This window comes from Brachyspira pulli, assembly GCF_036997785.1.
GTDB classification, from domain to species: Bacteria; Spirochaetota; Brachyspiria; order Brachyspirales; family Brachyspiraceae; genus Brachyspira; species Brachyspira pulli.
The window spans coordinates 13,361-38,449 of record NZ_JAWLQI010000013.1 but is presented as its reverse complement, the minus strand read 5'-3'; the positions used below and the strand labels follow the sequence as shown (position 1 = coordinate 38,449).

Genomic DNA, 25,089 nt, shown 5'->3' with positions numbered 1-25,089 from the left:
TGGGGAGATATAGTTATGGCAAAAATAAGTGAAGCAGCAAAAGCTGATTGTATTAGAATGCAAAATAAATATAAGGACTTGCTTGCAGGTACTGAATCGAAATTAGTAAAGGTTGAAAAGGATTTGCTCCTTTTAGAAGACCATTTTGCTATTTGCGAAAAGAAGATAGATGCAGCTGTATTATATATACAGGCTTCTTCTTATATTGCTACGACTTGTTATATTGCCATAGAATATATAGATGTTCGTTCTGATAATCAGTTAAATGACGGAAGACGTTATATCAATAAAGCTATTATGCTTTTAGAAGAGGTTTTTGGAAATCATACTGACGATTCTCTTTCTTTGAATGAAGAAATTCATGAATATTTTAAAGGTAAATTAACTGACCAATGGAAATATGAATTTTTATGTTCATTTGGTTATATTATAGATTATTTCAAATATTGTTATGGTGAAAATTCTAAATGGCTTCAGAATTTTGTTGAAATAGAAGGCAGATTTGCTATTTTAGGTAAAAATATGATAGATTTTAAGACTTATATTAAAGAATTAAGTCCTGAACTAGAAGGTTTTAAATATAGAATAAAAATGATGGATTTAGTAAAAAGATTATTAGCATCATCTGCCGAACAGTACAGAACAAAATATGAGCTTCAAGATAAAAGATTAGATGATATGAAATTAGCGTTAAATATAACAGCATCTCTTAGAAGAATACATGTATATTTGAATGAAGTTGAAGAAGCTGAAGAAAAGAAAAAAATGTATGATTTGTGGAAGAAGAAAATGGATGCTGATATCAAAAAGATGAAGTAATTTTGACAAATTAGTCTTTTTTTATATAATATTTATTAAGATGAAAGTAAAAATTACTGTTATATTATCACTTATTTTTATTGTTGTTATATTAAGAATAACAACAATGTCTAAAAATTTTATAGAGAATTTCTATTCTAGAACTATATACAAAAATATAGCTGGAAATATAAATAAATTATCATCTAATTTTAGTTTTTCTGTAGGTGAAGTTTTACTTTTTTTATTTATAATAGCAGTTATTGTTTTTATTGTAATAGCTTTTAAAAAATCTTTTTTCAATCATAATATTCATTCTTTAAAAGAGAAATCAATAATTGCATTGAATTTTTTATATGTTTTATTATGTTCAGCTCTTGTTATATATATAATTTTTCTACTATTTTGGGGATTGAATTATCATAGGGTGCCTATTATAGAAAATTATGCTGATAATAAAAATATTACAGATAATGATATTTATTATTTAGCTGAAAGACTAATAAAAAATGTTAATGATTTAAAAAATGAAATGAAGTATACAAAAGTTAATACTAATTATCAGGTATTAAACAGACTTGTAGAGAGTGAATATAATAAGGTATTTGAAGAGTTTAAATTTCTTGAAATGAGTTATTCAAAAACGAAGCCTATAATGATATCAAAGTTATTTTTACATTTACAAATAACAGGTATATATTCTCCTTTTACATCTGAGGCAAATGTTAATATACTTATACCAAGCGTTTCTTTACCATTTACTATAGGTCATGAAATGGCTCATCAAATAGGAATAGCTTATGAGGACGAGGCAAATTTTATATCTTATATTGCTTGTTCTAAACATTCCGATGCTTTTGTAAGATACTCTGCTAATTTTGAGGCATTGCTTTATGTTTTAGGGGAAGTAAAAAGAGATGAAAATTATGCTCATTTAATGGCAAATTTAAATAGCGAAATTAAAGAAGAAATGCAAAAATATTATGAATTTTGGCAGCAATATTCAGGAAGTTTATCTAAAGTAAGTCAAACGGTTAATGATACTTATTTAAAAGCTAATAGTCAGCAATATGGAGTAAAAAGTTATTCAAGAGTTGTAAGGTTATTAGTATTATATTTTAAAAGTAAGGGCTATCTTTAATATTTAATTTTTTTTACGATAATATAATACAGTTTGTTAATTTTATATTGGCAAATTTATGAATTAATTTTTAAGGGTATTTTATGAGATTGAATGAACCTCCTTATTTTTATCAATGCAAATCATGCAAAAGAAGATTCACTGTGAAAAGAAAAAAGAATACCATAGATTTTTTAATTTTAAAAATTAATCCCCAAAAATGTCCATACTGCAAAAGTTCAAGAACTAAAGATATAGATGAAATGATAAAAAAATTATGATAGAGATTTCTTTTTACTTGGCATGCTCAATAATGTCAATGCTGTAACTGTTAATGCAATACCTATAATTGAAGGTATATTAGGTATTTCATTAAAGAATATTATACCAAATATAGTTGATGCTATAGGTTCGCATGAGGCAAGTATAGATGCTTTTCCAGCGTCCATAAATGAAAATGATATAGTATAAAATACATAAGGCATTATAAGTACCAATACGGAATGCATTATCATAAATACAGAAATATTTATAGGGTCATTTTTCACTAAATTTATTATTAATCCCCAGTTGGTAAATGGTGCTATAATAATTGAAATAAATATAAATGCATATAAAGTTATTGTAAGTGAATGATAACCTTTTTGTAATGCTTTTTTTGATATTATGCTGTAAAGGGCATAGAAAAAAGCAGCAAGCAATCCGCTAATTATTCCTCTAAATGATAAATTTATTTTTGATGATAGTACATTACTTACAAGCACACAGCCTAGAAAAGCAAGAATCATAGATATAATTTTTATTGTAGTTATTTTTTCTTTATATAAAAAATATGACATTATAAGTACAAATATAGGCGATAGGCTTAATAAAACTGCTGCTAAAGAAAGTGATAATAAATGTACGCTTTCATTAAAAAATACGTTCACTGCAAACATGCCAAGCAAAGCAGCCGATATAAATATGTATATGTCTTTTAATTTTATTTTTAATAATGATTTATTATAAATAGTTATAAATATTATCATTATAATTGAGGCTATACTTACTTTTGATGATATTACTGTTATACTATTCATTCCTAAATCCATAGATTTTCTTATGAATATACCAGTAGCACCCCATAAAATTCCAGCTAATATTGGAAATATTGGCATAATCTTTTTTATCATATTTTTGTATCCTAAAAATCTTAATTGTTTTGCTGCGAGATTTTAAATGAAAATAATTATTTGTCAATTAATATTTTTTATATTGAATTATTTTTTTATTTGATATACAGTTAATATTAATTTTTTGGAGTAAAAATGGAGCAAGAAGATTTACCTAAACTTGAAATATATAACAGTAAAAGAAAATTATTTTTATTATTAGCTGTGTCTGCAATTTTTCTTGTAGTTTCAATATTAGCTTTTATTAATTTAAGCGGATATAAAAAGGTATTATTATTTTTTAGTTTATTATTTTTTTCAATAAGTTTTTTAGTTGTTATTATTCAATTATTTAAATCAAGAAATCCTATTATCGTTTTAGATGAAAATGGAATAATGTATAATATTGTATTAAGAAATAAAAATATATTTGTAAAATGGAATGAAATTAAAGAAATACATTTTTCAAAAACATTTATATATATTTATCTAAAAGAGGAGAGCAGTTTATCAAGAAATAGAAAGAATGCAAATGAACCTTTTGTGTTTTATATGTCAGAATTAAAAATGAAGAAAAATACTGTTATATCTCTTATTACACATTATTTTGAAAAAAGCACAGGAATTATTTAATTTTTTAATTAAAATATTTTAAATTAAAAAAATTATTTTGACAAAATATAGTTGTTTAGGTATATACTGAAATTTTTAACTTTGTCAACTGATGCACTTTATATAGAATTATTAACTTTTTTGCCGCCACGCTCTGCGGACTTCGTCAAAGAACCTTATATCCTCGATAAACTCGGATACGCTTCGCGAAAGTGCAAGTATAAAATTAGTACTAAATCATCTAAAATTGTTTTTACATGTAATATAAATTATCAAATTTAAGCTAAAATATAGCCCTTCGCCGAAGGCGGGCTGTTCCTGCTTCTTTGTGGCACGCCACCCTAAAGGACTTCCTATGGTCGCAGGCACTCCTTCCAGTCGCAAAAGAAGTGGGGGTGCTGTGTAAGCACACAGATTTGCACTCTGTGTGCTTCGCAGTGGGCAAAGCCCTGCATATATTTAAAATATAAAAAATTATTTATGACAAAATATAATTGTTTAGGTATATACTTAAATAATTAAAATTATTTAAAATGTCTGTTTATATCTAATTCTCTTAAAGTTCTAATCATCTGCATTTCCATTTCTATTCTAAAATTATCATTAACAGCACTATTTATAGCATTGTTGTTTGGATTTTTCTGATGCATTTGAGATTTTATTGCAGAGTTATTGACTCTCATTTGATTTTCTAACATTCTGTATCTTGGAGAATATCTTCCGTCTATAGCTCTTAATTTTTGTCTTTCCATATAGCTCATATATCCGCTTCCGAAGTAATGAAATCTTCCATTCCTGTAGTATGATTTAGTGTATCCCGGATTGCCGTATCTTGGTGTTGTAAGATCATTTTTATAAGGATAAACAGGTATAGCAGTTCTTGTTTTTGGTGCTATAAATGGTTTTACATTTCCAACTTTAGGTGTTGGACTGTAATAGTATTGTGAAAAAGCCATTGCTGAAACACTTAAAAGTATAAATAATATTTTCATAATTATCCTCCTTAAACCATTATATTTTTATAAAACAGAATAAATAATAAAAAATAAAAATACCCACATAATATTTTACTATTATGTGGGGGATTAAAGTTGAGCGATTAAAAAATTATTTATTTTGGTAAACTTTGTCTATCTCTAAATAACATTGAGTTCTCAATTTTGATAAATCTGCAGAAGCTTTACTTCTAGCATCTATTGCAGCATTTATAGCATTTTGATCTGGATTTTCTTTTCTCATTTCTACAGCTATAGTTTCATTTTGATTGAATATTTCTCTTCTTAAAGTATCCATTTGAGGGAAATATTTATCATGTATAGCTCTAATTTCATCTATTTGTTCTTGAGTAAGATTGTTGTTATAATATCCATATCCTCTGCCATAACCATATCCGCAGCCTCTGCCGTAACCCATTCCGTTTCCATAACCTCTGCCATGATGTCCGTATCCTCTATCATAACCATATCCGCAGCCTCTGCCGTAACCCATTCTATTTCCATAACCTCTGCCGTATTGAGCAAATACTGATGCAGAACCAAGTACCATTATAGCTATTGATATTAATATTACTACCTTTTTGTTAATTTTGTTTTTCATATTGTTTTCTCCTTTTTTATAACATTTTTATTATTTTTATGCTTATTTATTATAAGTGCTGTAGTAACAACCATTATAATTATTGTAATATCCTCTATAATTTCTGTATTCAGAATTATAGCCTGTATTATAGGATCTTCCGTAATTACAGCCTCTGCCGTAACCTCTTCCATATCCTCTTCCATTTCCATAACCTCTGCCGTATTGAGCAAATAAGCTAACAGAAGCAAATAACATTATTGCGATTGAAACAAAAATTATAATACCTTTTTTCATATGTTTTCTCCTTTTTTATTTACTGGTATTTTTGTTTTTATTATGCTATGTTAGACGCTAACTTGATAGAAAAGTTCCCGAAAAAAATAAAAATTGATAAAAAAAATTCAATTTTTTATAATACAGAATGAGGGTATATGTAATTTACTTGATTTTTTTGTATAATTTCTTTATTAAACCTATTTTTCCGAAACAAATATAGTAGAATAATGCCAATATTAATACTATAGGTATTCCAACAGCTACAAATCCTACTATAAAGAATATTATACCTGAGAAAAATTCTTTTAAGAATGATATTAGATTTAAATATTTATTATATATATTTGTATTGCTTTTTATGGCTTCTTGATTTTGTATATTAACAGTAACTCTTGAATAGTCTATAGATGACTGTAAATTTTGAAGATTTCCTTTCATTCTTTCTATTTCATAAGTTAAAGTATTAATTCTATCTTCGATTTTTAATATTTCATCAATATTTTTTGCTTCTTTTAAATAATTTCTTAGTTTTTCTAAAAGTACTTCTCGGTTTTTTATTCTGTTATCGGTATCGTAATATGTATCGGTAACATCTTGAGTGCTGATATTTTTATTTTCTATTTTTTCACTTTCTTCTATGAAAGATATAAAATTATTTAAATTATCTTTTGGTATTCTTATTGTAAGGTAATATCTATTTTTTGAAGATTCTACATTATCAAAATATCCATTATATTCTTTGACTTTATTTTCTATTGATTTATAACTTTTTTCTACATCTTTTGAATTAATTCTTATATCAACAGTTACTATTAATTTTCTTTCTACATTGCTTTCTGAAGTGTAATTTACACTATCAGTAACAACTTCATTTTCTTCAATCATCATTGGGCTAGGGGGAGGCACAGCACTTTGAGTTGTGAAATTTATATTATTACTTGATCCGCTTTTTCCTCCGCATGATAATAGTAAAAGCGTACTTAACATAATAATAATAAATTTTTTCATTATTTACCCCCATTTATAAATAATTATAATTTTTCAATTAATCATTTTTTATGCAGTATGATACATTAGCATTTGGATTAAGTTCTATAACTTTATTATAATCAATTATAGCTTCATCATAAAGTCCTATATTATATTTAGCATTTCCTCTATTATGATAAGCTAATTCATTATTAGGATTCAATTCTATAGCTTTGTCATAATATTCTATAGCTTCAATATATAAACCTAAACTATATTTAGCATTTCCTCTATCATTATAAGCCCATACATAATAAGGATTTTTATCTATAAATTTATTATAATCTCTAATAGATTCTTCAAATAATCCTAATTGAAATTTTGATGATCCTCTTACATAATAAACTTTTTCATCATAAGGATTAATCTCTATTGATTTATTATAATCATCTATAGCACCGTCATATAGTTTTAGTTCCTGTTTTGACATTCCTCTTATATAATATATTTCACTGTCTATATAATTTTTTTCTAATGCTTCATCAAGTATTTCTATTGCTTCTTCATATAGAGAAAGTTTAAATTTATCTCTTATTATATTTTTGATATCATCTATATTATTGATGGTATTTAAATTTTTATTCATAATTTATTCCTTAATAAAAATTAAAAACAAATTAATTGTTTTTATATAGAAGCAATATTACTTCATAATATAGAAAACATTATGAATTGTAAAAAGTAATATTATGTTTAGTTTTTATTAACAAAAATTAAGTATTATTTTTAATAATTTTTGTATAGTATACTATATTTTATATTAACAAAAAATACTAAATAGTAATTATGATTATTAATAATAAAAAAATAGAGTATCTAGTAAGCAACTTTGTATATTACTAGATACTCAAATTTTTTATTTACTAATTTATTTTTTTTATATTTTTATACTATTATTTTTCAACATAGCAATTAAAGAATCTTGGAGGTATAACTGCACTTATCATAACTCCTTTTAATTCAGGTCTTACAAGTATTACTCTGCTGTAGAAGTATAGCGGTATGAAAGGCATATCTTCCATTAATACATCTTCAGCTTTATGTAGTGTATTCATTCTTGAAACTTTATCTCCATTAGTTAAAGCTGATTTTATTAATTCTTCGTATTCTTTATTATAATAGCTTCCAGTATTTTGAGGACTGTAGCTTAAAAAAGTATCCAAAAAAGTCATAGGGTCATTATAATCTCCCATCCAGCCGGAACGTGCTATTTGGAAATTTTTATCTCCTCTAGTTGTCTGCATGAATACTCCCCATTCTAATTGATTAACTACAGCATCAATATTTAAATTTTCTTTCCACATTTGCTGTATAGCTTCAAATATATTTTTTGAACTTTCTGATTCAACAGTAAATTCTATAACAGGGAAATTTTTTCCGTCCGGATATCCTGCTTCAGCTAAAAGTCTTTTTGCTTCATCAATATTTTTTGAATAATCTTCTTCTTTGACACTGAAATAATCTCCGCCTTTTTCTCTGAATGAACCTTCTATATCATATACTGGAGGAGGAACTAAAGCTGCTGCAGGAGTTTCAGCACCTTTAGTTACATTTTTTACAATGTAGTTTCTGTCTATTGAAAGTGAAAGAGCTTTTCTTACTCTTTTATCTTTTAATACTTCATTTGTACTATTAACTGATAAAAAATAAATTGCAAGTAAAGGTACATAATCAATATAGCCTTCCTCTGTTAATTTTGGTATATCCTGTAATGGAGGATTGCTTCCAAATAATAAAGTTCCATTTTCTATAGAAGATATAATAGTATTAGGATTATCTAAAAGAGCGAAAGTTAATTTTTCAGCTTTAATATTTTGATTATCCCAATAATTAGTACTTTTTATCATCACTAATTTATCATTATTAATATGCTTGCTTAAATAATAAGGGCCGTTTCCTATATATTTTTTTTGAGTCCAAGAATCTCCATATTCATTTATTATATCTTCTCTAAGAGGACTATATATTGTAATCGCAAGTAAATCCAAGAAATATGTTGTAGGACTTTCTAATACAACTTCTAAAGTATAATCATCTAATGCCTTTACACCTAATTCTTCAATAGGCAATTCACTATTAATAATTTTAGCAGCATTTTTTATTGGGTTTAATTGATAGCTTACAGAACTTGCAACTTTAGGATCAACAGCTCTCCTCCAAGCATATACAAAATCATTTGCAGTTACAGAAACACCGTCATGCCATTTAGCATTTGTTCTTAAATGAAATGTATATGTTTTATAATCTTCGCTTATTTCCCAGCTTTCTGCTACTGCCGGTATTAGTTTATCATCTTTATCTCTTGAAGTTAATCCTTCAAATGTATGTGCTATATAAGCAGAACCGTCGTAAGTTTCTGTATATGTTGGGTCTAATGTTTTTGGTTCCGGCCCTATATTTATTAATAATCCTGAATCTTCTTTATTTTTTGAACAAGATATTATTAATAAAAATGAGAATAATAAAATAGATAATATTTTTTTCATGATACTTCTCCTTTGATTAAGTATTAAAAAATAATAAATTTATTAGATTAAATTTGATATGTTTTTTATATAGACAAACTGCCTACAGAATGAGAATGCTCTCGGGAATCTTATATTTTTTATAGAATACTATTATAGAAAATAATTTATATATTTTTATTTGCTTCATAAAAAGAATACTTCCGTTAATATTTGTAAAAAGAATTATAGAATAAAATTTTTATAAAGTAAATATAATCTATTTACAAATATTAAATATTTAATAGTTTTTATAATGAAAATTATATTTATATAAAATTTATTATTTTTCTTTTTTACTTCTTATTATAATATTGTTTTATAATAAAATATTTATTTAGTATTTTTTATATAAACTAATAATATGAATTTATTATTTGATAAATAATTTTTTATATGTTATAATCTTAATCTTAAAATATAAAAGTTAAAAAATGAAAGATAAATTAAAAAAAATTATTGGATTTATACTGCTATTAATTATTATTATAGCTGTTTTATGGTACAAAGCTCCTATTAATGGTATTAAATGTTATCCTGAAAGTGTATCAAAAATAGATATAAATTATGGAAATGATTTCATATCAGTAACAGATACTAATGATATAGATTTTATAATAAAAAGTTTAAATAGTATATCATTAAATAGGGTTATATTTAAATTAGGAAAAAAACAGCTTGGTTATGATATAAATATTTATTCAACAAATAAAAATTTATTGAATGAAATCACTATATATTCATCAGAAGTAGCTTCTATAGGAAATTTTTTTTATACCGATAAAAACGCAATACTTCCGTATGAGTATATAAAAAAAGTGTATTCTAACAAATAATGTTACTTTTTATAGTTATTTTGTAATAAAAAATGTACACTTTTTGATGTTTATTGTTATACTAATGTAAAAAAGTATAACACTTTTATAAAAAAATATATAAATTATATATAAAATGTAGATTTAACAACTCGGAGAATGTTTTTTATGAGAAAGTTTCAAAGTCTAAGGGTAAAAATGCCGCTCTTCATTATTTCTATGGTTACCTTTTTTATTATTGTCTTGATTGTAATAGCTGAAATTAAGGCTTCTGACAGTATAAAAAATGCAACTTATACAGGCTATAATAATACAGTTATGGGATATGCGTCGCTTATTGATACTTGGTTTAAAGATCAATTAACTATAGCAGGTATATACAGTACTTCTGAAGAATTAATTAGATATGTTGCAGAAAGAACAGAAGATACAAGAGTCATTGCATTAAATAACCTTAAAAAATTTAGATCATTGAATGAATATGCTATTAATATAGGTTTATCTGATGCTAATGGAACTGTTTTAGTTGATTCAGATAATAATGATTTAGTTGGACAAAATATGTTTAATATACACCCGGACTTGAAAAGTAAGATAACTTCAAATAATAAAGGTGTATTTGGAGATAATATTACTCATTCTTTAACAACAGGCGGTTGGTCATTAATATTATTAGAAAAAGTTAATAATAGTGTTGGTAATGTAATTGGTTATTTATATGTAATATTAGACTGGTCTACTCTTAATAAGAATCATATAGAACCTCTTGTTATAGGTAAAACAGGTAATATGTTTGCAATAGATAAAAATATTATTATAAAAATACACAGTAATTTAAAAAATATTAATAATAATGCTCCTAAGGAATATGCAGAAGCTTTCAAACAAAAAAGCGGTATATTAAGTTATGAATTTGAAGGCAGTAAAAGGGTAGCTTCATATACAACATTAGAAACTATGCCTTGGGTTTTAGGTGTATCAGCAACAGAGTCAGAGATTTATGAAGCAAATGTAGCTCTTATGAGAATGATGGTTATTATATCTTTGATTGCAATTATTGTAATATCAGTATTTATTTCAGCATTTATACGTTCTATAACAAAACCATTAAATATATTAGTAGGACTTGCTAAAGAAATAGCAGACGGAGATTTAAGAACTACAAAACAAAAAATTAAACGTAAAGATGAACTTGGAGAGTTATCAAATGCATTTGTTGCTATGAGAATAAAACTTGTAGAAACTATAAGAGTTGTTGAAGAATCAGCTAATAATATTACTATGGCTGCAAAAGAATTATCAGAACAAAATACTGATTTGGCACATAGAACTGAAAGTCAGGCTGCAAGCATAGAGGAAACTTCAGCTTCTATGACTCAAATTTCAGCAACTATAAAAGATTCAGCAGATAATTCTATAAATGGAAGCAAAATGATATTAGCATCAAAAACTTCAGTAGAAAATGCCGGAGATATTATATCTGAAACAACTTCTAATATAGAAGAAGTTCATGAAGCTAGTTCTAAAATTAAAGATATTACAAAAATCATTGAAGATATAGCATTCCAAACTAATATTCTTGCTCTTAATGCTTCAGTTGAGGCAGCACGTGCTGGAGAACAAGGTAAAGGTTTTGCTGTAGTAGCAAGCGAAGTTAGAAATCTAGCTCAAACTACTCAAACTTCAGTAAAAAGTATTACTGATTTGATAGAAAATGTTTATGAAAAGATAGACAAAGCTACAGGAACAGCTAGAGAATCTCAAGAAATATTCCTTGAAATTCAAAATAAAATAGAAGATGCTTCAAAGATTATGGAAGGAATAAGTAATAGTGCTGTTGAACAGCAAAATGGAATAGATCAGATTAAGATAGCAGTAAATGAAATGGATGCTACAACTCAAAAGAACGCTGCTTTAGTAGAAGAAGCTACTGCTTCAGCTGAATTGTTATTTGCTCAGTCTGAAGAATTAATGGCAGCTATACATGTATTCCAACTTCCAGACGGAAGCAGATAATTTTAGTAAATAAAAAATATAATATATTAATAAATTCTATGCTATTTTTATATAGTGTAGAATTTATTAGTTTATAGGTATAACTATTTCATATAATTAATAACATTAAATTAATATTATGTTTTTTTATAACATTTTATTGTATTTTATGTGCTAAAATATTCTGTATTAATAATATTATTAAGTGTTAGTATAAATAAATAATATTTTTATTAGTTTTATTTTTTAATGATTTTTATATTCTTTTTTTATTGATAAAAAATTTGATATTTATTGATTTTTATATAAAATAGTACTAAATATTTAGGGTAAAGGAATAATATGTCATTTTCTTTTAATGTGTTAAAACAAAGTTCACAAACATCGGCAAGACTTGGTAAAATAAATATAAATGGTATAGAAATAGATACTCCAGTTTTTATGCCTGTTGGTACTAAAGCTAGTGTTAAAGCATTGACTCCTACAATGATAGAGGAAACAGAAAGTAAAATAATACTTGCTAATACTTATCATTTGGTATTAAAGCCTGGTTTGGATATATTAAAGATATTCGGCGGCGTTAAGAAATTTATGGGCTGGAAAGGTGCTATGCTTACAGATTCCGGCGGTTTCCAAGTATTTTCACTCGCTAAATTGAGAAAAATCAATGATGAAGGAGTGGAGTTTAGTTCTCATATAGATGGTTCAAAATATTTCTTTACACCTAGAAGCGTAATGGAAGCAGAACATATTATAGGTGCTGATTTTATAATGTGTCTTGATGAATGTTCTAAGCATGATGCTACTTATGAATATGCTAAAGAAGCTATGTTAAGAACACATAAATGGGCAAAAGAATGTAAAGAGTATCATGACAGTACTCCTAATAGTGAATATCAGTATTTAGGCGGTATAATACAAGGTGGAATGTTTGATGATTTAAGAAAAGAGAGTGCTGAAACTTTAGTTAATATGGATTTTCCTTTCTATTCTATAGGGGGGCTTTCTGTAGGTGAGACTCCAGAAAAAATGCATGAGGTACTTTCTAAAGTTATGCTTTATACTAATAAACAAAAACCTCGTTATTTAATGGGGGTAAGTGAGCCTAGAGACATACTTAATGGTGTTATGGAAGGTATTGATATGTTTGACTGTGTTATGCCTACCAGAAATGCTAGAAATGGAGAGGCTTTCACTATGAATGGCATAGTAAGAATAAGAAATTCTAAGTATAGAACAGATGATACAGTTCTTGAGAAGGAATGTGATTGTTATACTTGTAGAAATTTCTCTAAAGCATATCTTAATCATTTGGATAAAGTTCATGAAATATTATTTTCTACTCTTATGACAATACATAATGTTAGATTTATGCAAAGATTTATGAGAGATTTAAGAAATTCTATTGAAAATGATACTTTTTCCGATTATAGGAAAGATATGATGTTAAAATTTTATGAATAATTATTTGTATTTGTTTTACATATATAACTAAATATTATATAATACAAATAAAATAATTAAGCAGGTTTATTTTATGACTAGTAAATATGCTAACCTTTTAGAAAAATATAACTCTATTCTATCAAAGAAACCTAATGATTCTTATACATTAGCTATTTTGGCTAGAATAGCATTGAAGGAATCCAGATTTGCAGATGCTGAAAATTATTATAATTTTATTTTATCAAATGATCCTGATTATCCAGAAGCATTGTATATGATGGGATTTCTATTTATGAACCGTAATGATTATTCTAAAGCTTTAGGTTATTTTAATAAGCTTGTATCAAATGGAAAAGAAAATGCATTTATATATGAATATATGGCTGTTATGGATAGAGAAAATAGAAGAAATTATTTAGAAAAAGCATTAGCATTATCTAGAGATACTAAAATAAGATCTAAAGATTATAAAAGATGTTCTTATTTAGCTTTTGAAAGTTATATATGGGGTGAATATGATATATCTTTAGAATATGCCAATTGGGCTTATAGTGCAAAGCCTACAAATGATATAGTTAATTTGCTTGGCTGTATATATCATCACAATGAAGATTATGATAAAGCTCTTTCACTATTTCATGAAGTAAATGCCAATTATGAAGGACATAATCCTTATGTATTATGTAATATAGCATCTTGTTATAAAAAGAAAAATAGTAATAAGATGGCTATAAGATATTTAGAAAAAGCCTTGGAAGTTGATTCTAATGATAAGCTTATATATTATAATATAGGTTCAATGAATGCTTTAATAGGCAATAAGAAATCAGCAATTGAAAATTTCAAAAAGGCTTTAGAAATTGATAATAATTATGAAGATGCTAAAAAAGCTTTGGCTTCTTTAGGTGAATAATTTATAAAATAAAAAATTTTTTAAAAAACTTTAAATATTACTTGATTTAGTATATTATAATAAACCTAAAAAATGAAAATGGGGTGTCGTAACAGTGAATTTTTTTGATTATATTAAGTACAATTTATTTAACATTAGAACTCCCGAATTAGTAGAAAAAATGCGTATGGAGGAATATTCAGATAGAATATCCAAGCAGAAATATAATTTTGTAGATTTGAAAACTAAAGCTTTAACACCTACTTGTGCTAAATTTGTATTTGAAATGTATAAAGTGATAGGGCCATTACTTGCACCTTTAAAAGAAGAATTTGTAGTTAAAGATGGTAAACAATTTTCTTATTATCTTATAGAAGTTTCTTTCAGCAATGAAATTAAAGAATTATATTCTACATTAAATAGAGATTATATGATGGCTAAAATACAGGAAGGTAAGAATCCTAATGCTGTATTTAGTGAAGTAAAAAACAATTTTGTGAAGTTTAAAAAATTTATAAGCGGTGAAAATGGTAAGGAAATTAATTTAACATTTAATTTGCTTAAAGATTTTGCTCAGTTATCAAATTTTGACTTTTTCTTATTTTTGAGAGCTTTTTGTCCGGCATTTGTAGACGGTGCTTATAATTCAAATCCTCAATTTAAACCTAGCTCTAATATACAAATAGTTGATGACTTGGTAAAATTAGATTATGCTGTTAATGGTATAATGATAAGAAAAGAGCTTTTATCGGCATTAAATGTTTTTCAGCAGTATTTAGGAATGCCTCCTATACCTGAAAAAAATATTAAATACTTCTTGGCTAGAATTAAATACTTACAATCTCCAAATCTTTTGCATGATATTATAGTTTATTTACTTAAAGATTTCACATACAAATGTACAGTAAGTCCGTCTAATGTTAATATATTTGTAAACTATATTACAGATTTTACTAATAATCTTAAAAAAGATATGGATAGTATTGTTGCTGATATAAAAAGCAGTAAAATTGCTGGAATGCGTAATAAGATGTTTAGCGGTATAGAAATATTGAAAATGTCTTATGTTAATGAAGAAAAAAATGAGCAATTAGAAAAATTTGATTGTCAAACATTTACTTGTGTAGAACCTTTACAATATATAAAAACATTTATCATAGAAATATTTGATATGGATTATAAAGATCCGCTTAATGATATGTTTTTAGGTGCAGAATTTGTTCATAAAGATAGAAATTCATTAGGCTTAGATGCTTTCTATACATTGAATGATTCAAGAGATATTATTCAAAAATTTGATACAACATTAACTCCTGAATCTGAAAATGTAAAACGTCTTAAAACTTGGATGGTATCTAAAAATAAAGCCAATGCCAATAGAGATTTAATAGAAGGTATGGTAAATAAAATAGATGATGAAGGTAATAAAATAGTTCTAAGTGTTTATAATGCTGTAATAGATTTAACTACAATAGTTAAAAATATTCTTGAAGATTGTTCTAATGGTACTAAATTAGAAATCACTAATGCTAATAAAATTCAGTATTTACAGAAATTTAATTTAGATATAGCTAGAAAGATGTTAGATGATTTTGATAATTTTATTGCTTTGATGAAAAATTTTGTTAGATAATTTATAGGAAATAATAATTAATGAATAAAACACATAAAACCATTATACAAGTTGTTGTAGGTGTTATAATAAGTGTAGTATGTTTATATTTTGCATTTAGAGGCATAGATATAAAAGAATCTATAGAAATAGTAAAAAATATTGATATTAAATATTTTGTTATTTCTTTAGTATTATCTGTTGCTATAATAGCTTTAAGAGGTTTGAGATGGGAATGTTTTATTCCATTAAAAAAGCCGATTAAAAAAAGAACTGTGGTGATGGCAACATATATTGGCTATATGGCTAATAATATACTTCCTGCTAAACTTGGAGAGGTTGCTCGTGCTTATATTTTGGGTGTAAAGGAAGATGTAAGTAAATCAGCATTAATAGCTTCTATTGTTACTGAGAGATTATTCGATGTTATAACAGGAGGTGTTATATTGTGTCTTTCTGTAATATTTATACCTAATTTGCCTCAAAATGTTACTTATGCTGCTATTGCTTTATTTGTTTTATCTATAGTTGGTTTTGGTGTATTAATATTTTTGGTATGGCAGAGAGAATTTGCCCATAAGGTTTTTTATAAAGTTTTTGGAATATTGCCTAAAAGTATTGGTGATAAACTTATTTTATTTTCTTGTAATTTTATAGATGGTATTGGATTTAAAAATGATCCTAAACATATATTTTTAATATTTTTCTATACAATTCTTTATCTTATAGGTCAGATTCTTACTATAGGTACTTTATTGATTGCTTTTGATATTAAGGCTTCTCCAATGATAGCATTATTTATGTTTGCTGTTGGAGGATTTGGTTTTGCTGTACCTTCAGCACCTTCAGGAATAGGACCTTTTGAATGGGCTTTAGTATTTGGTCTTTCTTTGATAGGCGTAGATAAAACTATAGCATTCCCTTATGCTTTAGTTTATCATATGATGGGAATTGTACCTATAGTAATTATTGGATTTATATTCTTATTCATGTTAGGTATAGATTTAAAAACTGCCACAAAAGGTGATAATAGTACAGAAAATAATATAAATAATGATTCTTCTACAGAGCAGAAATAATTACTATATGACGTTCTTTATCTTCATTTGGTAATTTTTTTATTTCTATATTATATTTATTTTTTTGTATATTAGCTTCTTTTAATTCTTCTTCTATTTTGTCTATTTTACCTTTATATAGTAATAATTTAGAATTTTTCTTTTTTAGTTTATTAAATATTTTTAATAATGTGGCAATATCTGAAAATGCTCTTGAAGTTATGGTATCATATTTTTCTTTTATTTCATAAACATTCATACATTTTATTTCTATATTGTTTAATTCTAATTTCTCTTTGGCTAATCTTAAGAATTCGCATTTTTTATTTTTGGATTCACAAAGAGTAAATTTTTTATTATTATATATAATAGCAAGAGGTATAGAAGGAAGTCCTGCTCCGCATCCAATATCTATTATATTGTCATTATTTTGAAATATATTTAAAGCGAGAAGACAATCTATGATATGATCATTAAAAAAATCTTCTATTGTTTTTGCCCCTGTAATATTAACATTTTGATTGTATTCTATTACAAGGGAAGCATAATCCAATAGTTTTTGTTTATTTTCTTCTGTAATTTTTATATTTGCTGTACTAGAAATATAATCCAATATAGAATCATAATTAAGCATTTATATTACCAACCTAATTTTTTAGCATCTTGTTTTGCTTTATCTCCGGCAGATACATTTGTAATATTATAACGTATTTCTCTTTTATCTATTTTACTTTTCATTATAAATTCTTGAGGATATGGCATATTATTAACAGTTGTATAAGAGCCTAATTGTACGTCTACAACATTATCCATAAATGCAGTAGAAAATGTTCTTACTCTGTATGTACTTGCTGAGAAAACTATAGTATCAACTCTGTCAACATATCCTATTTTTAATGTATGCCAATTTTTTCCTAATGTTATATTGCTGCTTACAATTTTTTTTGATAGATCTATAAATTTATAGTCTAATATATCAGCATAAACTTTAGGGAAACGCATGATAGGAGCTTCTAATGCAAACTCATCGAAATTTCTTTTTAAAGGAGTTTCTTGTTCCGGAAGCACTAGAGTAAGTTCATTATTATTTACTTTAGCGTCCATTATTAAACTTCCTAAAAGCCCGTCAACAACATTCATATATTTAGTGTTATTGTTTCTGTAATAATTAACAAGCATAGGCATTTGATCTAAATCGTCACCGCTGTAAAAAGCTCCGCCTGATGAATATATTGAAGTGAATGGAGATTTAGAAAATTTACTGAATGCTTCTTTCATTACTTCTTTTTCATTTTGTCCATATACTAATTGAGTGATTAATAAAAATATAGTTAATACAATAATATTATTCTTTTTCATTTAATATAAACCTATACAAAGTTAGATGTTAATATAAAACCTATTTAGTTATTTTCTGTTAAACTTTTTATTTTTTCTTTTATTCTTTCTTCATCATAATCAAATTCTTTTTGATAAGAAGTTATTGATTTTCTGTAATATTTAAGAGCATTTTTATAATCATTTTTAGCATAGTAAGCATCTGCTATATGAGCATAAATTTCAGCCTTAGAACTATCATCTACATATAATGCTGCTTTAAGTAAAGTTTTTAAAGCATTATCATAATCGCCTTTTTTAAAGTATCCAACACCAAGAGTGTCTATATAATGAGCTGAATTAGGTTCTAATTGAACTGCATTTTGTGATAGGCTTATAGCTTTATCTAAATCTTCTCCTAATGATACTAATGCCCAAGATAAACTGTTAATATTTTCTGCTGAATTTGTATCCTGATTATATTTATAATTAGCATAAAGTAAAGCAGAAGATTTATTATCAGCTGCTAATGCTGTTACATAAGGTATATTTATTCTATAATCATTTGTATTTGATTTATTATTATAAAAATATTCAAAGTCTTCATCTAAATATTTATTAACATTATTTGTATCATTACAAAGTAAAGAAGCATAAGCTTTTAAATAGCTGTAAGAATATTTTTCTTTTTCGTATAATTCTATAGCTTTTATAGCTAATTCTTTTTCCCCTAAATCGCTTGCTGTTAATACTAATGATACTAATTCATTTTCTTTTACATCTTTATTATCTAAAGATAAATATTTTTCTATCATTTCTTTTGATTTTGTATAATTTTCCTGATTTTTAAACTCTAATGCTGCCTGTAAATATAAATTATTAAATTTTCCGCTATTATCATAACTTATTAAATTATCTATATGCTGAGGTAGGGCATCTATATTATTTATCATAAAATAGAATGATATAATATCCATTTCTGAATTTATTTTATCATCTTTGCTTCCTGTTTCAGCTATCATTTTATAGTATGCTTGTATTATATCTAAATCTATTTCTTTTCTTTCCAAATCCAATTCAATTATATTTAAAGCATTGCTGTATCCTGAATCTTTTGCTTCTTCTATAATTGATAGTATTTTAGGAGTGCTTGGATCTGAAGTATTTATTTGAGAGAATAATTCTTCATTATATTCATTTGCCATAAAACTTAAATAGGCACTTAAATATGTGGCATCATCAATTAATAAGCTATTTGAATAAGCTTCATTATATTTTTCTAATGCTTGATAACTTTTTACTATACCATAAGCAGCACTATAACTATCTACTGGAGATAATTGTACATTTTGAAGTTTTTTTAATCTGTTTATGCTGTTTTCAAATCTGCTTAAATAAAATTCGCTCATACCATAATAGAGATTATAATATTCCATATAATTATTGCTTGCTTTATTATTTGGATTTACTTTAGAGAAATAATATATAGCTTTTTCAAAATCTTTTTGCTGATAATAAGTAAAACCTAATAATATTAAAGTATCGCTGTAGGTTTGATCTAATTCATAAGCTGTTTCTAAATAGTATCTTGCTTTGCTGATATTATTTATTACAAAAATATTTCTTTCAGCTGCTTTTACTAATATTTCTATATCTTCAGGATCATCAAAAACTAAATTATCATAAATTTTAGAGCTTTGATAATATTCCCCTAATGCTTCATAAGTTTCTGCTAATGAAATATATATATCTTTATTTTGAACGTATTTGAGTACTTCTAAAAGTATAACTTTGGCACTTTCTAAATCTTTTATGGTTTCTTGTGTAACTGTTTTAGATGCTAATGCTCTTTCTTTATAGTATAATGCCAATGTATAAGCTGCTTTAGCTTCTTCTTCATTTCTTATATATTGAGCACCTTCATATACATTTTTTTCTTCTTCTTTGTTAGTTTCTGCAAATATATTAGATATACTAATAATAAATATTAACAATACAATGCTGAGTTTTCTTATAAACATACTATTCACAACTCCAGATATTTTTTAGTTTACATAATTTTAATATATATCGGTATTTATATCAATACAAAATATTGTGAAATATATGTTATTATAAAGAATATTTAGTTATCATTTTCTTTTTGTGGAGCAGTTTCAGCCTCTTTAGCAGTTGCTTCCGGTTCTTTAGCAAATGCCTTTTCTAATAAGTCCTCAAGTTTTTTATTAGTATAGAAATCAGCTTTTACTTTTGTTACTATTTCCAAAGTATTTTTTCTAGGTATTTTTACAGTTTCACCCATAAAGATATTATAATTATTTTTCATAAGTTTTAAATTTTCATATCCCATTAGGGTAGCAACCAAACAGAAATGTCTATAACCTATAGCTTTTTTCTCTATAGTCATTATATATTCTATTGAATTTCTGAACTCATTCATAGCTGATTCAATCATTTGACTTAATACTTCCATAGCTTTATCCATATAGGCACCGTCTTCAAAGTATGGAGCAGGATTTTCATTGTCAAATAAAGTAACCGGCCAGAAAAATCTTTTTTCTTTATAATCTATTTTAGCATCTTTTATAATATTTACTTTTTGTAGGAATCTTCCTAAACTTTTTGCCTTTTCTTTATCTAATTCCAAATTATCAAGCATTTTAGCTAATTCTGTAAGATAAACTCCTACAGTTCCGGCAACATAATAACAATAATCATCTAAATCTTCAAAAGTTGTTATTGGGTGATCTTGATAATATATCATTCCATATCCCATTTCTCTTAAATATGAAATTGATATATTCTTTATTTCCTGTTTGAAAGTGTAAAAGGATTTTAATACTACATTTATATTTTCTATTAATACTTTATCATTTTCATTTATTGTGTTTTCTATAACTATTTTTTTGAAATTTTCTAAATTTTCAGTATTTTCTGTTTTTAATATATTTATAAATCCAGTTATTAAAGTTTCTTTATCTTCTTTAGTATGATTTGAATCTTCTATAGTATCTATTATTCTAGCTAATAAATATTGTACTTCTACTTTACTTTTTTTATTTTTATCTAGTAATGGTATTGTTAAAGCAAAGCTTCTTGAAACAAGATCTAATAAATATTTTGTATTAATTTTTGTTGCCATATATTATTTTCCTAACACTTTATTAATTATTTTTTAACAAACATACACAATGAACAGCTATTCCTTCGCCTTTTCCTACAGCGTCCATTTTTTCATTTGTTTTAGCTTTTATTGATATATTTTCTATACTTGTTGATAAAATTTTAGATAGTTTTTCTCTCATAGAATCTATATAATTTCTCAATTTTGGCTTTTCCAGTATTATAGTGACATCTATATTCCCGATACTGTATTTTTTTTCTTTCATTATAGAAACAGTTTCTTCTAATAAAACAACAGATGATATATCTTTGTATTTATTATCATTGTCTGGGAAATGGCTTCCTATATCTCCAAGTGCTAATGCTCCAAATATAGAGTCTATTATTGCATGAATTACAACATCAGCATCGGAATGACCTTTAAGACCTAATTCATAAGGAATTTCAATGCCTGCTAATATTAGTTTACGATTTTCTGCAAATACATGTGAATCATAACCGTAACCTATTCTCATTATATATTTTTCCTTTATTAATTTATGTTTAAATTATACTAAAATAGATTAATTTGTCAAACTATTTTATATGTAGTATTACTATGTAATTTTTATGTATGTATGATTTGTAGTGTAATATTGTATGTGGTTATGTACTGTATATAAAAAAGTAACAAATTCTACATATGTATATTGAATACGTATCAAAAAATTATATAATACTATACATAGAAAATATTAAATGGAGCAAGACAAATGAAAAAAATAGGTCTTTTGCCTAGAATTATTATAGGTATAATTTTAGGTATATTAGTTGGAATGTTCCTTCCAGGTCCAATAGTAAGAATATTTGTAACTATAAGTGCAATATTTAGTTTATTCTTAAACTTTATAATACCATTAATGGTAGTTACATTTATTGGTTATGGTATAGCTAATTTGACAGAAGGAGCTCCTAAGTTGATAGGTGTTACAGTGATAGTATCATATCTTTCTACATTAGTAGCAGGAAGTATAGCATTTTTGGTAGCTTCTAATCTTTTCCCTACTTTATTAGGTTCTGCAAGTTTGAGCAGTGTAAAAATTGAATCTGGTTTAGAAAGCTATTTCACTATACCTCTTAAACCATTATTTGATGTTACCTCAGCTGTAATATTTGCATTCATCTTGGGAATAGGTATAACAATGTTAAGACCTAAAGGACAAGGTGCTGAATTATTTTCTATAGTAAGAGACTCTGAAGAAGTTATTCAAGCTATATTAAAAAATATAATCATTCCTATATTGCCTTTGCATATTTTAGGAACATTTGCTAATTTAGCTTATGCAGGAAGCATACAGCATATACTTATAATATTTGCTAAAGTATTTGCTGTTGTTATAATTCTTCATTTACTTTATATAACAGCTTTATTTATAATAGCTGGTGTTATAGGAAAGAAATCTCCTTTAATGCTTATTAAAAACCAAATACCACCTTATTTGACTGCTGTAGGTACTCAAAGCAGTGCGGCAACAATTCCTATTAGTTTAATAGCAGCAGAGAAAAACGGAGTATCTGAACAAATAAGAAAATTTGTAATACCTCTTTGTGCTACTATACACTTAGCAGGTTCTATGATTACATTAACTTGCTGTTCTACTGCTGTTATATTAATTTTAGGACAAAATCCTACTTACAGTTCTATACTTCCTTTCTTACTTATGTTGGGAATAGCTATGGTTGCTGCTCCTGGTGCTCCTGGCGGTGCTGTTATGAGTGCTTTGCCTTTCTTCTATATGATTGGAATAACAGGAGAAGAATTACAAGGATTGATGATTGCTTTATACTTAACTCAGGACTCATTCGGTACTGCTGCTAATGTATCTGGCGATAATGCTATAGCTGTATTTGTTGATTGGTTCTATCAAACTAAAATAAAAAAAGATGCTGCTTGATTTTATTAAATTAAAATGAGAATATAAAAAAGGATAGTTCTTTCAAAGGGCTGTCCTTTTTTATTATAGATTTAATTACATTTGCCCGCCCTTTTTCTTCATTATTTAAACATGAAATTTTAATTATTATTTCATTATAGCTAAAATTAGAAATAGTATTGCCAGCCCAAGTTTTTATTAAATTGTTAATCTATTCAACGCACGGTGAACAAAATTTATTATATAATTTGTATGTTATTATTAATTCATTTATATTGATAGTGCTGTTCTGCGTGCGGTTAAGATATTTTAAATTTAAAAAAAAAAATCTAGGGTGGGTGTTATAATTAGAGATTAATATAAAAAAGAAAATAATACTAAAATAACATATTAGTTTAAAAAGCCTAGAGGGTGGGATTAAAAATAAAACAAAAAAGAATATTATCGTATTTTGTATACCCTGTTGACGTATAGTTTATTTTATAGTATGATTCTCCAAAATTATTATGAGATAATAACTTATGAATATTAAAAAATTAATCAATATATTTGCAATTATTTTAATACCAATTTCTATTTTATCAATTTTAATTTCTTTGATAATGCTGCTTTTTAAACAGAATATTGCCTATATTATAATTATAGCTTCTATAGTTTTTATAGTAAATTCTATTTTACTATTTATAAAAAAGAATTATAGAAGATTTATTATAATATTTTTATCTACTGCAATAGTTTTATTTATAAGTATATTTTCTGTAATTCTTTATAATAATTATGAAAAAAGAATAACAAGAGTTAGTAATGATATAGGACTTTATTTATATTATCCCTTTGATGATATTAGAAATGATACCAATTCAAAAATAGCAAAACTCACAAATGAATCAAGTTTAATAATAATAAATAATTTTCCAAGATTAGATGGAGCAACTGCATTATTTCCGCTTTATTCATCATTTGCAAATGCAGTTTATGAAATCACAGTTACAAATAATGAATATACTAATATGTTTTTAGAATATGTACCATTTAAAGGATATGTAGAAACTAATACTGATGGAATAATAGAAACTAATTATGGCAGAGCAACAAACAGCAGTTATGATACAGCTTATGTTTTATGTTCAAAAACACATGATGCTTATATTAATCTTATTTATGATGATGTTGATTTAATATTTTGTGCTGCACCTTCAGATGAAGAAATAGAAGAAGCTAGAACAAATAATAGAGAGCTTATATTAACACCAATAGGAAAAGAGGCATTTATATTTTTTGTAAACTCTAAAAATAAAATAAATAATCTTTCAAAAGAAAATATAAAAGACATATATACTGGAAAAATAAATAATTGGAAAGTATTAGGCGGAGATAACATGAAAATAAAAGCCTATCAAAGAAATAAATACAGCGGAAGTCAAAGTGCATTTATAAGATTTATGGCTTCAATGAATGCAGAGAATGATATAATGGCACCTTATACAGAAACAGTAATAGGCGGAATGCTTGAGGTAATAGATGTAGTAAGTGAATATAGAAATAGAAAAAATGCTATAGGGTATTCATTCTTATTTTATGCAACAGAAATGGTTAAAAATAATGAAATAAAGACTATATCTATTGATAATATAGAGCCAAACAGAGAAAATATAAAAAATGGAACATACAAATTAGCCAATGATTTTTATGCTATAACTACTAAAAGAGCTTTGGAAGAAAATCCTAATGTTCAAAAATTAATAGATTTTATATTGTCAAAAGACGGACAGTATTTAATTAGTACTACTGGATATACGCCTATAAATAATTAATTTTTTATACCTTATTGACGTATAAATATTTATAAT

The 25,089-nt window shown here is 25.7% G+C and carries 24 protein-coding genes; 12 read left to right on the top strand and 12 right to left on the bottom strand.

The window, feature by feature from the left end:
* Positions 1-15 precede the first annotated feature (15 nt).
* The 3 genes from R4K56_RS04620 (at position 16) to R4K56_RS04610 (ending at position 2,199) form a co-directional block, all read left to right on the top strand.
* Complete coding sequence (locus tag R4K56_RS04620) at positions 16-819, top strand: hypothetical protein (RefSeq protein ID WP_335757388.1); 804 nt, start codon at positions 16-18, stop codon at positions 817-819.
* Positions 820-859: 40 nt separating this feature from the next.
* Positions 860-1,939, top strand: a complete 1,080-nt coding sequence (locus R4K56_RS04615) for a DUF3810 domain-containing protein (RefSeq protein ID WP_335772100.1) — start codon at positions 860-862, stop codon at positions 1,937-1,939.
* A gap of 83 nt (positions 1,940-2,022) precedes the next feature.
* Positions 2,023-2,199 carry an FmdB family zinc ribbon protein gene (locus R4K56_RS04610; RefSeq protein WP_297298284.1) on the top strand — a complete coding sequence of 59 codons (177 nt, stop codon included), beginning with the start codon at positions 2,023-2,025 and terminating at the stop codon, positions 2,197-2,199.
* Here the strand turns inward: R4K56_RS04610 and R4K56_RS04605 are convergent.
* On the bottom strand, positions 2,194-3,090 hold the full coding sequence (locus R4K56_RS04605) for a DMT family transporter (protein WP_335772101.1): 897 nt from the start codon (positions 3,088-3,090) through the stop codon (positions 2,194-2,196). The genes R4K56_RS04610 and R4K56_RS04605 overlap by 6 nt on opposite strands.
* A gap of 135 nt (positions 3,091-3,225) precedes the next feature.
* Here R4K56_RS04605 and R4K56_RS04600 point away from each other — a divergent pair, with 135 nt between their 5' ends.
* Positions 3,226-3,702 (top strand): STM3941 family protein, encoded by a 477-nt coding sequence (locus R4K56_RS04600; RefSeq protein ID WP_335772102.1) that lies wholly within the window; start codon positions 3,226-3,228, stop codon positions 3,700-3,702.
* A gap of 503 nt (positions 3,703-4,205) precedes the next feature.
* Here R4K56_RS04600 and R4K56_RS04595 read toward each other — a convergent pair.
* The 6 genes from R4K56_RS04595 to R4K56_RS04570 form a co-directional block, all read right to left on the bottom strand.
* Positions 4,206-4,673 carry a hypothetical protein gene (locus R4K56_RS04595; protein WP_297300592.1) on the bottom strand — a complete coding sequence of 156 codons (468 nt, stop codon included), beginning with the start codon at positions 4,671-4,673 and terminating at the stop codon, positions 4,206-4,208.
* Positions 4,674-4,788: 115 nt separating this feature from the next.
* Positions 4,789-5,277 (bottom strand): Spy/CpxP family protein refolding chaperone, encoded by a 489-nt coding sequence (locus R4K56_RS04590; protein WP_335772103.1) that lies wholly within the window; start codon positions 5,275-5,277, stop codon positions 4,789-4,791.
* Between the two features lie 42 nt (positions 5,278-5,319).
* Entirely contained in the window at positions 5,320-5,553 is a 234-nt protein-coding gene (locus R4K56_RS04585; RefSeq protein WP_335769776.1) for a hypothetical protein, read from the bottom strand.
* 144 nt (positions 5,554-5,697) lie between these two features.
* Entirely contained in the window at positions 5,698-6,543 is an 846-nt protein-coding gene (locus tag R4K56_RS04580; protein ID WP_335772104.1) for a DUF4349 domain-containing protein, read from the bottom strand.
* Between the two features lie 37 nt (positions 6,544-6,580).
* Positions 6,581-7,150, bottom strand: a complete 570-nt coding sequence (locus R4K56_RS04575) for a tetratricopeptide repeat protein (RefSeq protein WP_335772105.1) — start codon at positions 7,148-7,150, stop codon at positions 6,581-6,583.
* A gap of 307 nt (positions 7,151-7,457) precedes the next feature.
* Positions 7,458-9,050, bottom strand: a complete 1,593-nt coding sequence (locus tag R4K56_RS04570) for a peptide ABC transporter substrate-binding protein (RefSeq protein WP_335757397.1) — start codon at positions 9,048-9,050, stop codon at positions 7,458-7,460.
* Between the two features lie 452 nt (positions 9,051-9,502).
* On the opposite strand from R4K56_RS04570, the gene R4K56_RS04565 reads away from it, so the two are divergent.
* From R4K56_RS04565 to R4K56_RS04540, 6 genes are all read left to right on the top strand, one after another.
* Complete coding sequence (locus tag R4K56_RS04565; RefSeq protein WP_335772106.1) at positions 9,503-9,904, top strand: hypothetical protein; 402 nt, start codon at positions 9,503-9,505, stop codon at positions 9,902-9,904.
* A 147-nt stretch (positions 9,905-10,051) separates the two neighbouring features.
* Positions 10,052-11,899 (top strand): methyl-accepting chemotaxis protein, encoded by a 1,848-nt coding sequence (locus R4K56_RS04560; RefSeq protein ID WP_335758133.1) that lies wholly within the window; start codon positions 10,052-10,054, stop codon positions 11,897-11,899.
* A 321-nt stretch (positions 11,900-12,220) separates the two neighbouring features.
* The gene (gene tgt, locus R4K56_RS04555; RefSeq protein ID WP_335758134.1) at positions 12,221-13,342 is read left to right on the top strand and encodes a tRNA guanosine(34) transglycosylase Tgt; all 1,122 of its coding nucleotides are present in this window, start codon (positions 12,221-12,223) and stop codon (positions 13,340-13,342) included.
* Positions 13,343-13,415: 73 nt separating this feature from the next.
* Entirely contained in the window at positions 13,416-14,237 is an 822-nt protein-coding gene (locus tag R4K56_RS04550; protein WP_335772107.1) for a tetratricopeptide repeat protein, read from the top strand.
* A gap of 94 nt (positions 14,238-14,331) precedes the next feature.
* The gene (locus R4K56_RS04545; RefSeq protein WP_335772108.1) at positions 14,332-15,849 is read left to right on the top strand and encodes a DUF5312 family protein; all 1,518 of its coding nucleotides are present in this window, start codon (positions 14,332-14,334) and stop codon (positions 15,847-15,849) included.
* Positions 15,850-15,869: 20 nt separating this feature from the next.
* Positions 15,870-16,907 (top strand): lysylphosphatidylglycerol synthase transmembrane domain-containing protein, encoded by a 1,038-nt coding sequence (locus R4K56_RS04540; RefSeq protein WP_335772109.1) that lies wholly within the window; start codon positions 15,870-15,872, stop codon positions 16,905-16,907.
* On the opposite strand, the gene rsmG is transcribed toward R4K56_RS04540, so the two are convergent.
* The 5 genes from rsmG to ispF all read right to left on the bottom strand — a co-directional run bounded on the left by rsmG (position 16,891) and on the right by ispF (position 21,841).
* Positions 16,891-17,520, bottom strand: coding sequence for a 16S rRNA (guanine(527)-N(7))-methyltransferase RsmG (gene rsmG / locus R4K56_RS04535; RefSeq protein WP_335772110.1), 630 nt, complete (start codon positions 17,518-17,520; stop codon positions 16,891-16,893). The genes R4K56_RS04540 and rsmG overlap by 17 nt on opposite strands.
* Positions 17,521-17,525: 5 nt before the next feature.
* Positions 17,526-18,245 carry a hypothetical protein gene (locus R4K56_RS04530; protein ID WP_335758139.1) on the bottom strand — a complete coding sequence of 240 codons (720 nt, stop codon included), beginning with the start codon at positions 18,243-18,245 and terminating at the stop codon, positions 17,526-17,528.
* A gap of 44 nt (positions 18,246-18,289) precedes the next feature.
* Entirely contained in the window at positions 18,290-20,224 is a 1,935-nt protein-coding gene (locus R4K56_RS04525) for a tetratricopeptide repeat protein (protein ID WP_335772111.1), read from the bottom strand.
* Between the two features lie 104 nt (positions 20,225-20,328).
* Positions 20,329-21,345: a squalene/phytoene synthase family protein gene (locus tag R4K56_RS04520; protein WP_335770470.1), complete on the bottom strand. Its 1,017-nt coding sequence runs from the start codon at positions 21,343-21,345 to the stop codon at positions 20,329-20,331.
* 22 nt (positions 21,346-21,367) lie between these two features.
* Positions 21,368-21,841 (bottom strand): 2-C-methyl-D-erythritol 2,4-cyclodiphosphate synthase, encoded by a 474-nt coding sequence (gene ispF, locus R4K56_RS04515; RefSeq protein WP_335758142.1) that lies wholly within the window; start codon positions 21,839-21,841, stop codon positions 21,368-21,370.
* 237 nt (positions 21,842-22,078) lie between these two features.
* On the opposite strand from ispF, the gene R4K56_RS04510 reads away from it, so the two are divergent.
* Both R4K56_RS04510 and R4K56_RS04505 read left to right on the top strand, forming a co-directional pair.
* Positions 22,079-23,260 (top strand): cation:dicarboxylate symporter family transporter, encoded by a 1,182-nt coding sequence (locus R4K56_RS04510; protein ID WP_335772112.1) that lies wholly within the window; start codon positions 22,079-22,081, stop codon positions 23,258-23,260.
* 500 nt (positions 23,261-23,760) lie between these two features.
* Positions 23,761-25,053, top strand: a complete 1,293-nt coding sequence (locus R4K56_RS04505; protein WP_335772113.1) for a PstS family phosphate ABC transporter substrate-binding protein — start codon at positions 23,761-23,763, stop codon at positions 25,051-25,053.
* Positions 25,054-25,089: the final 36 nt, after the last annotated feature.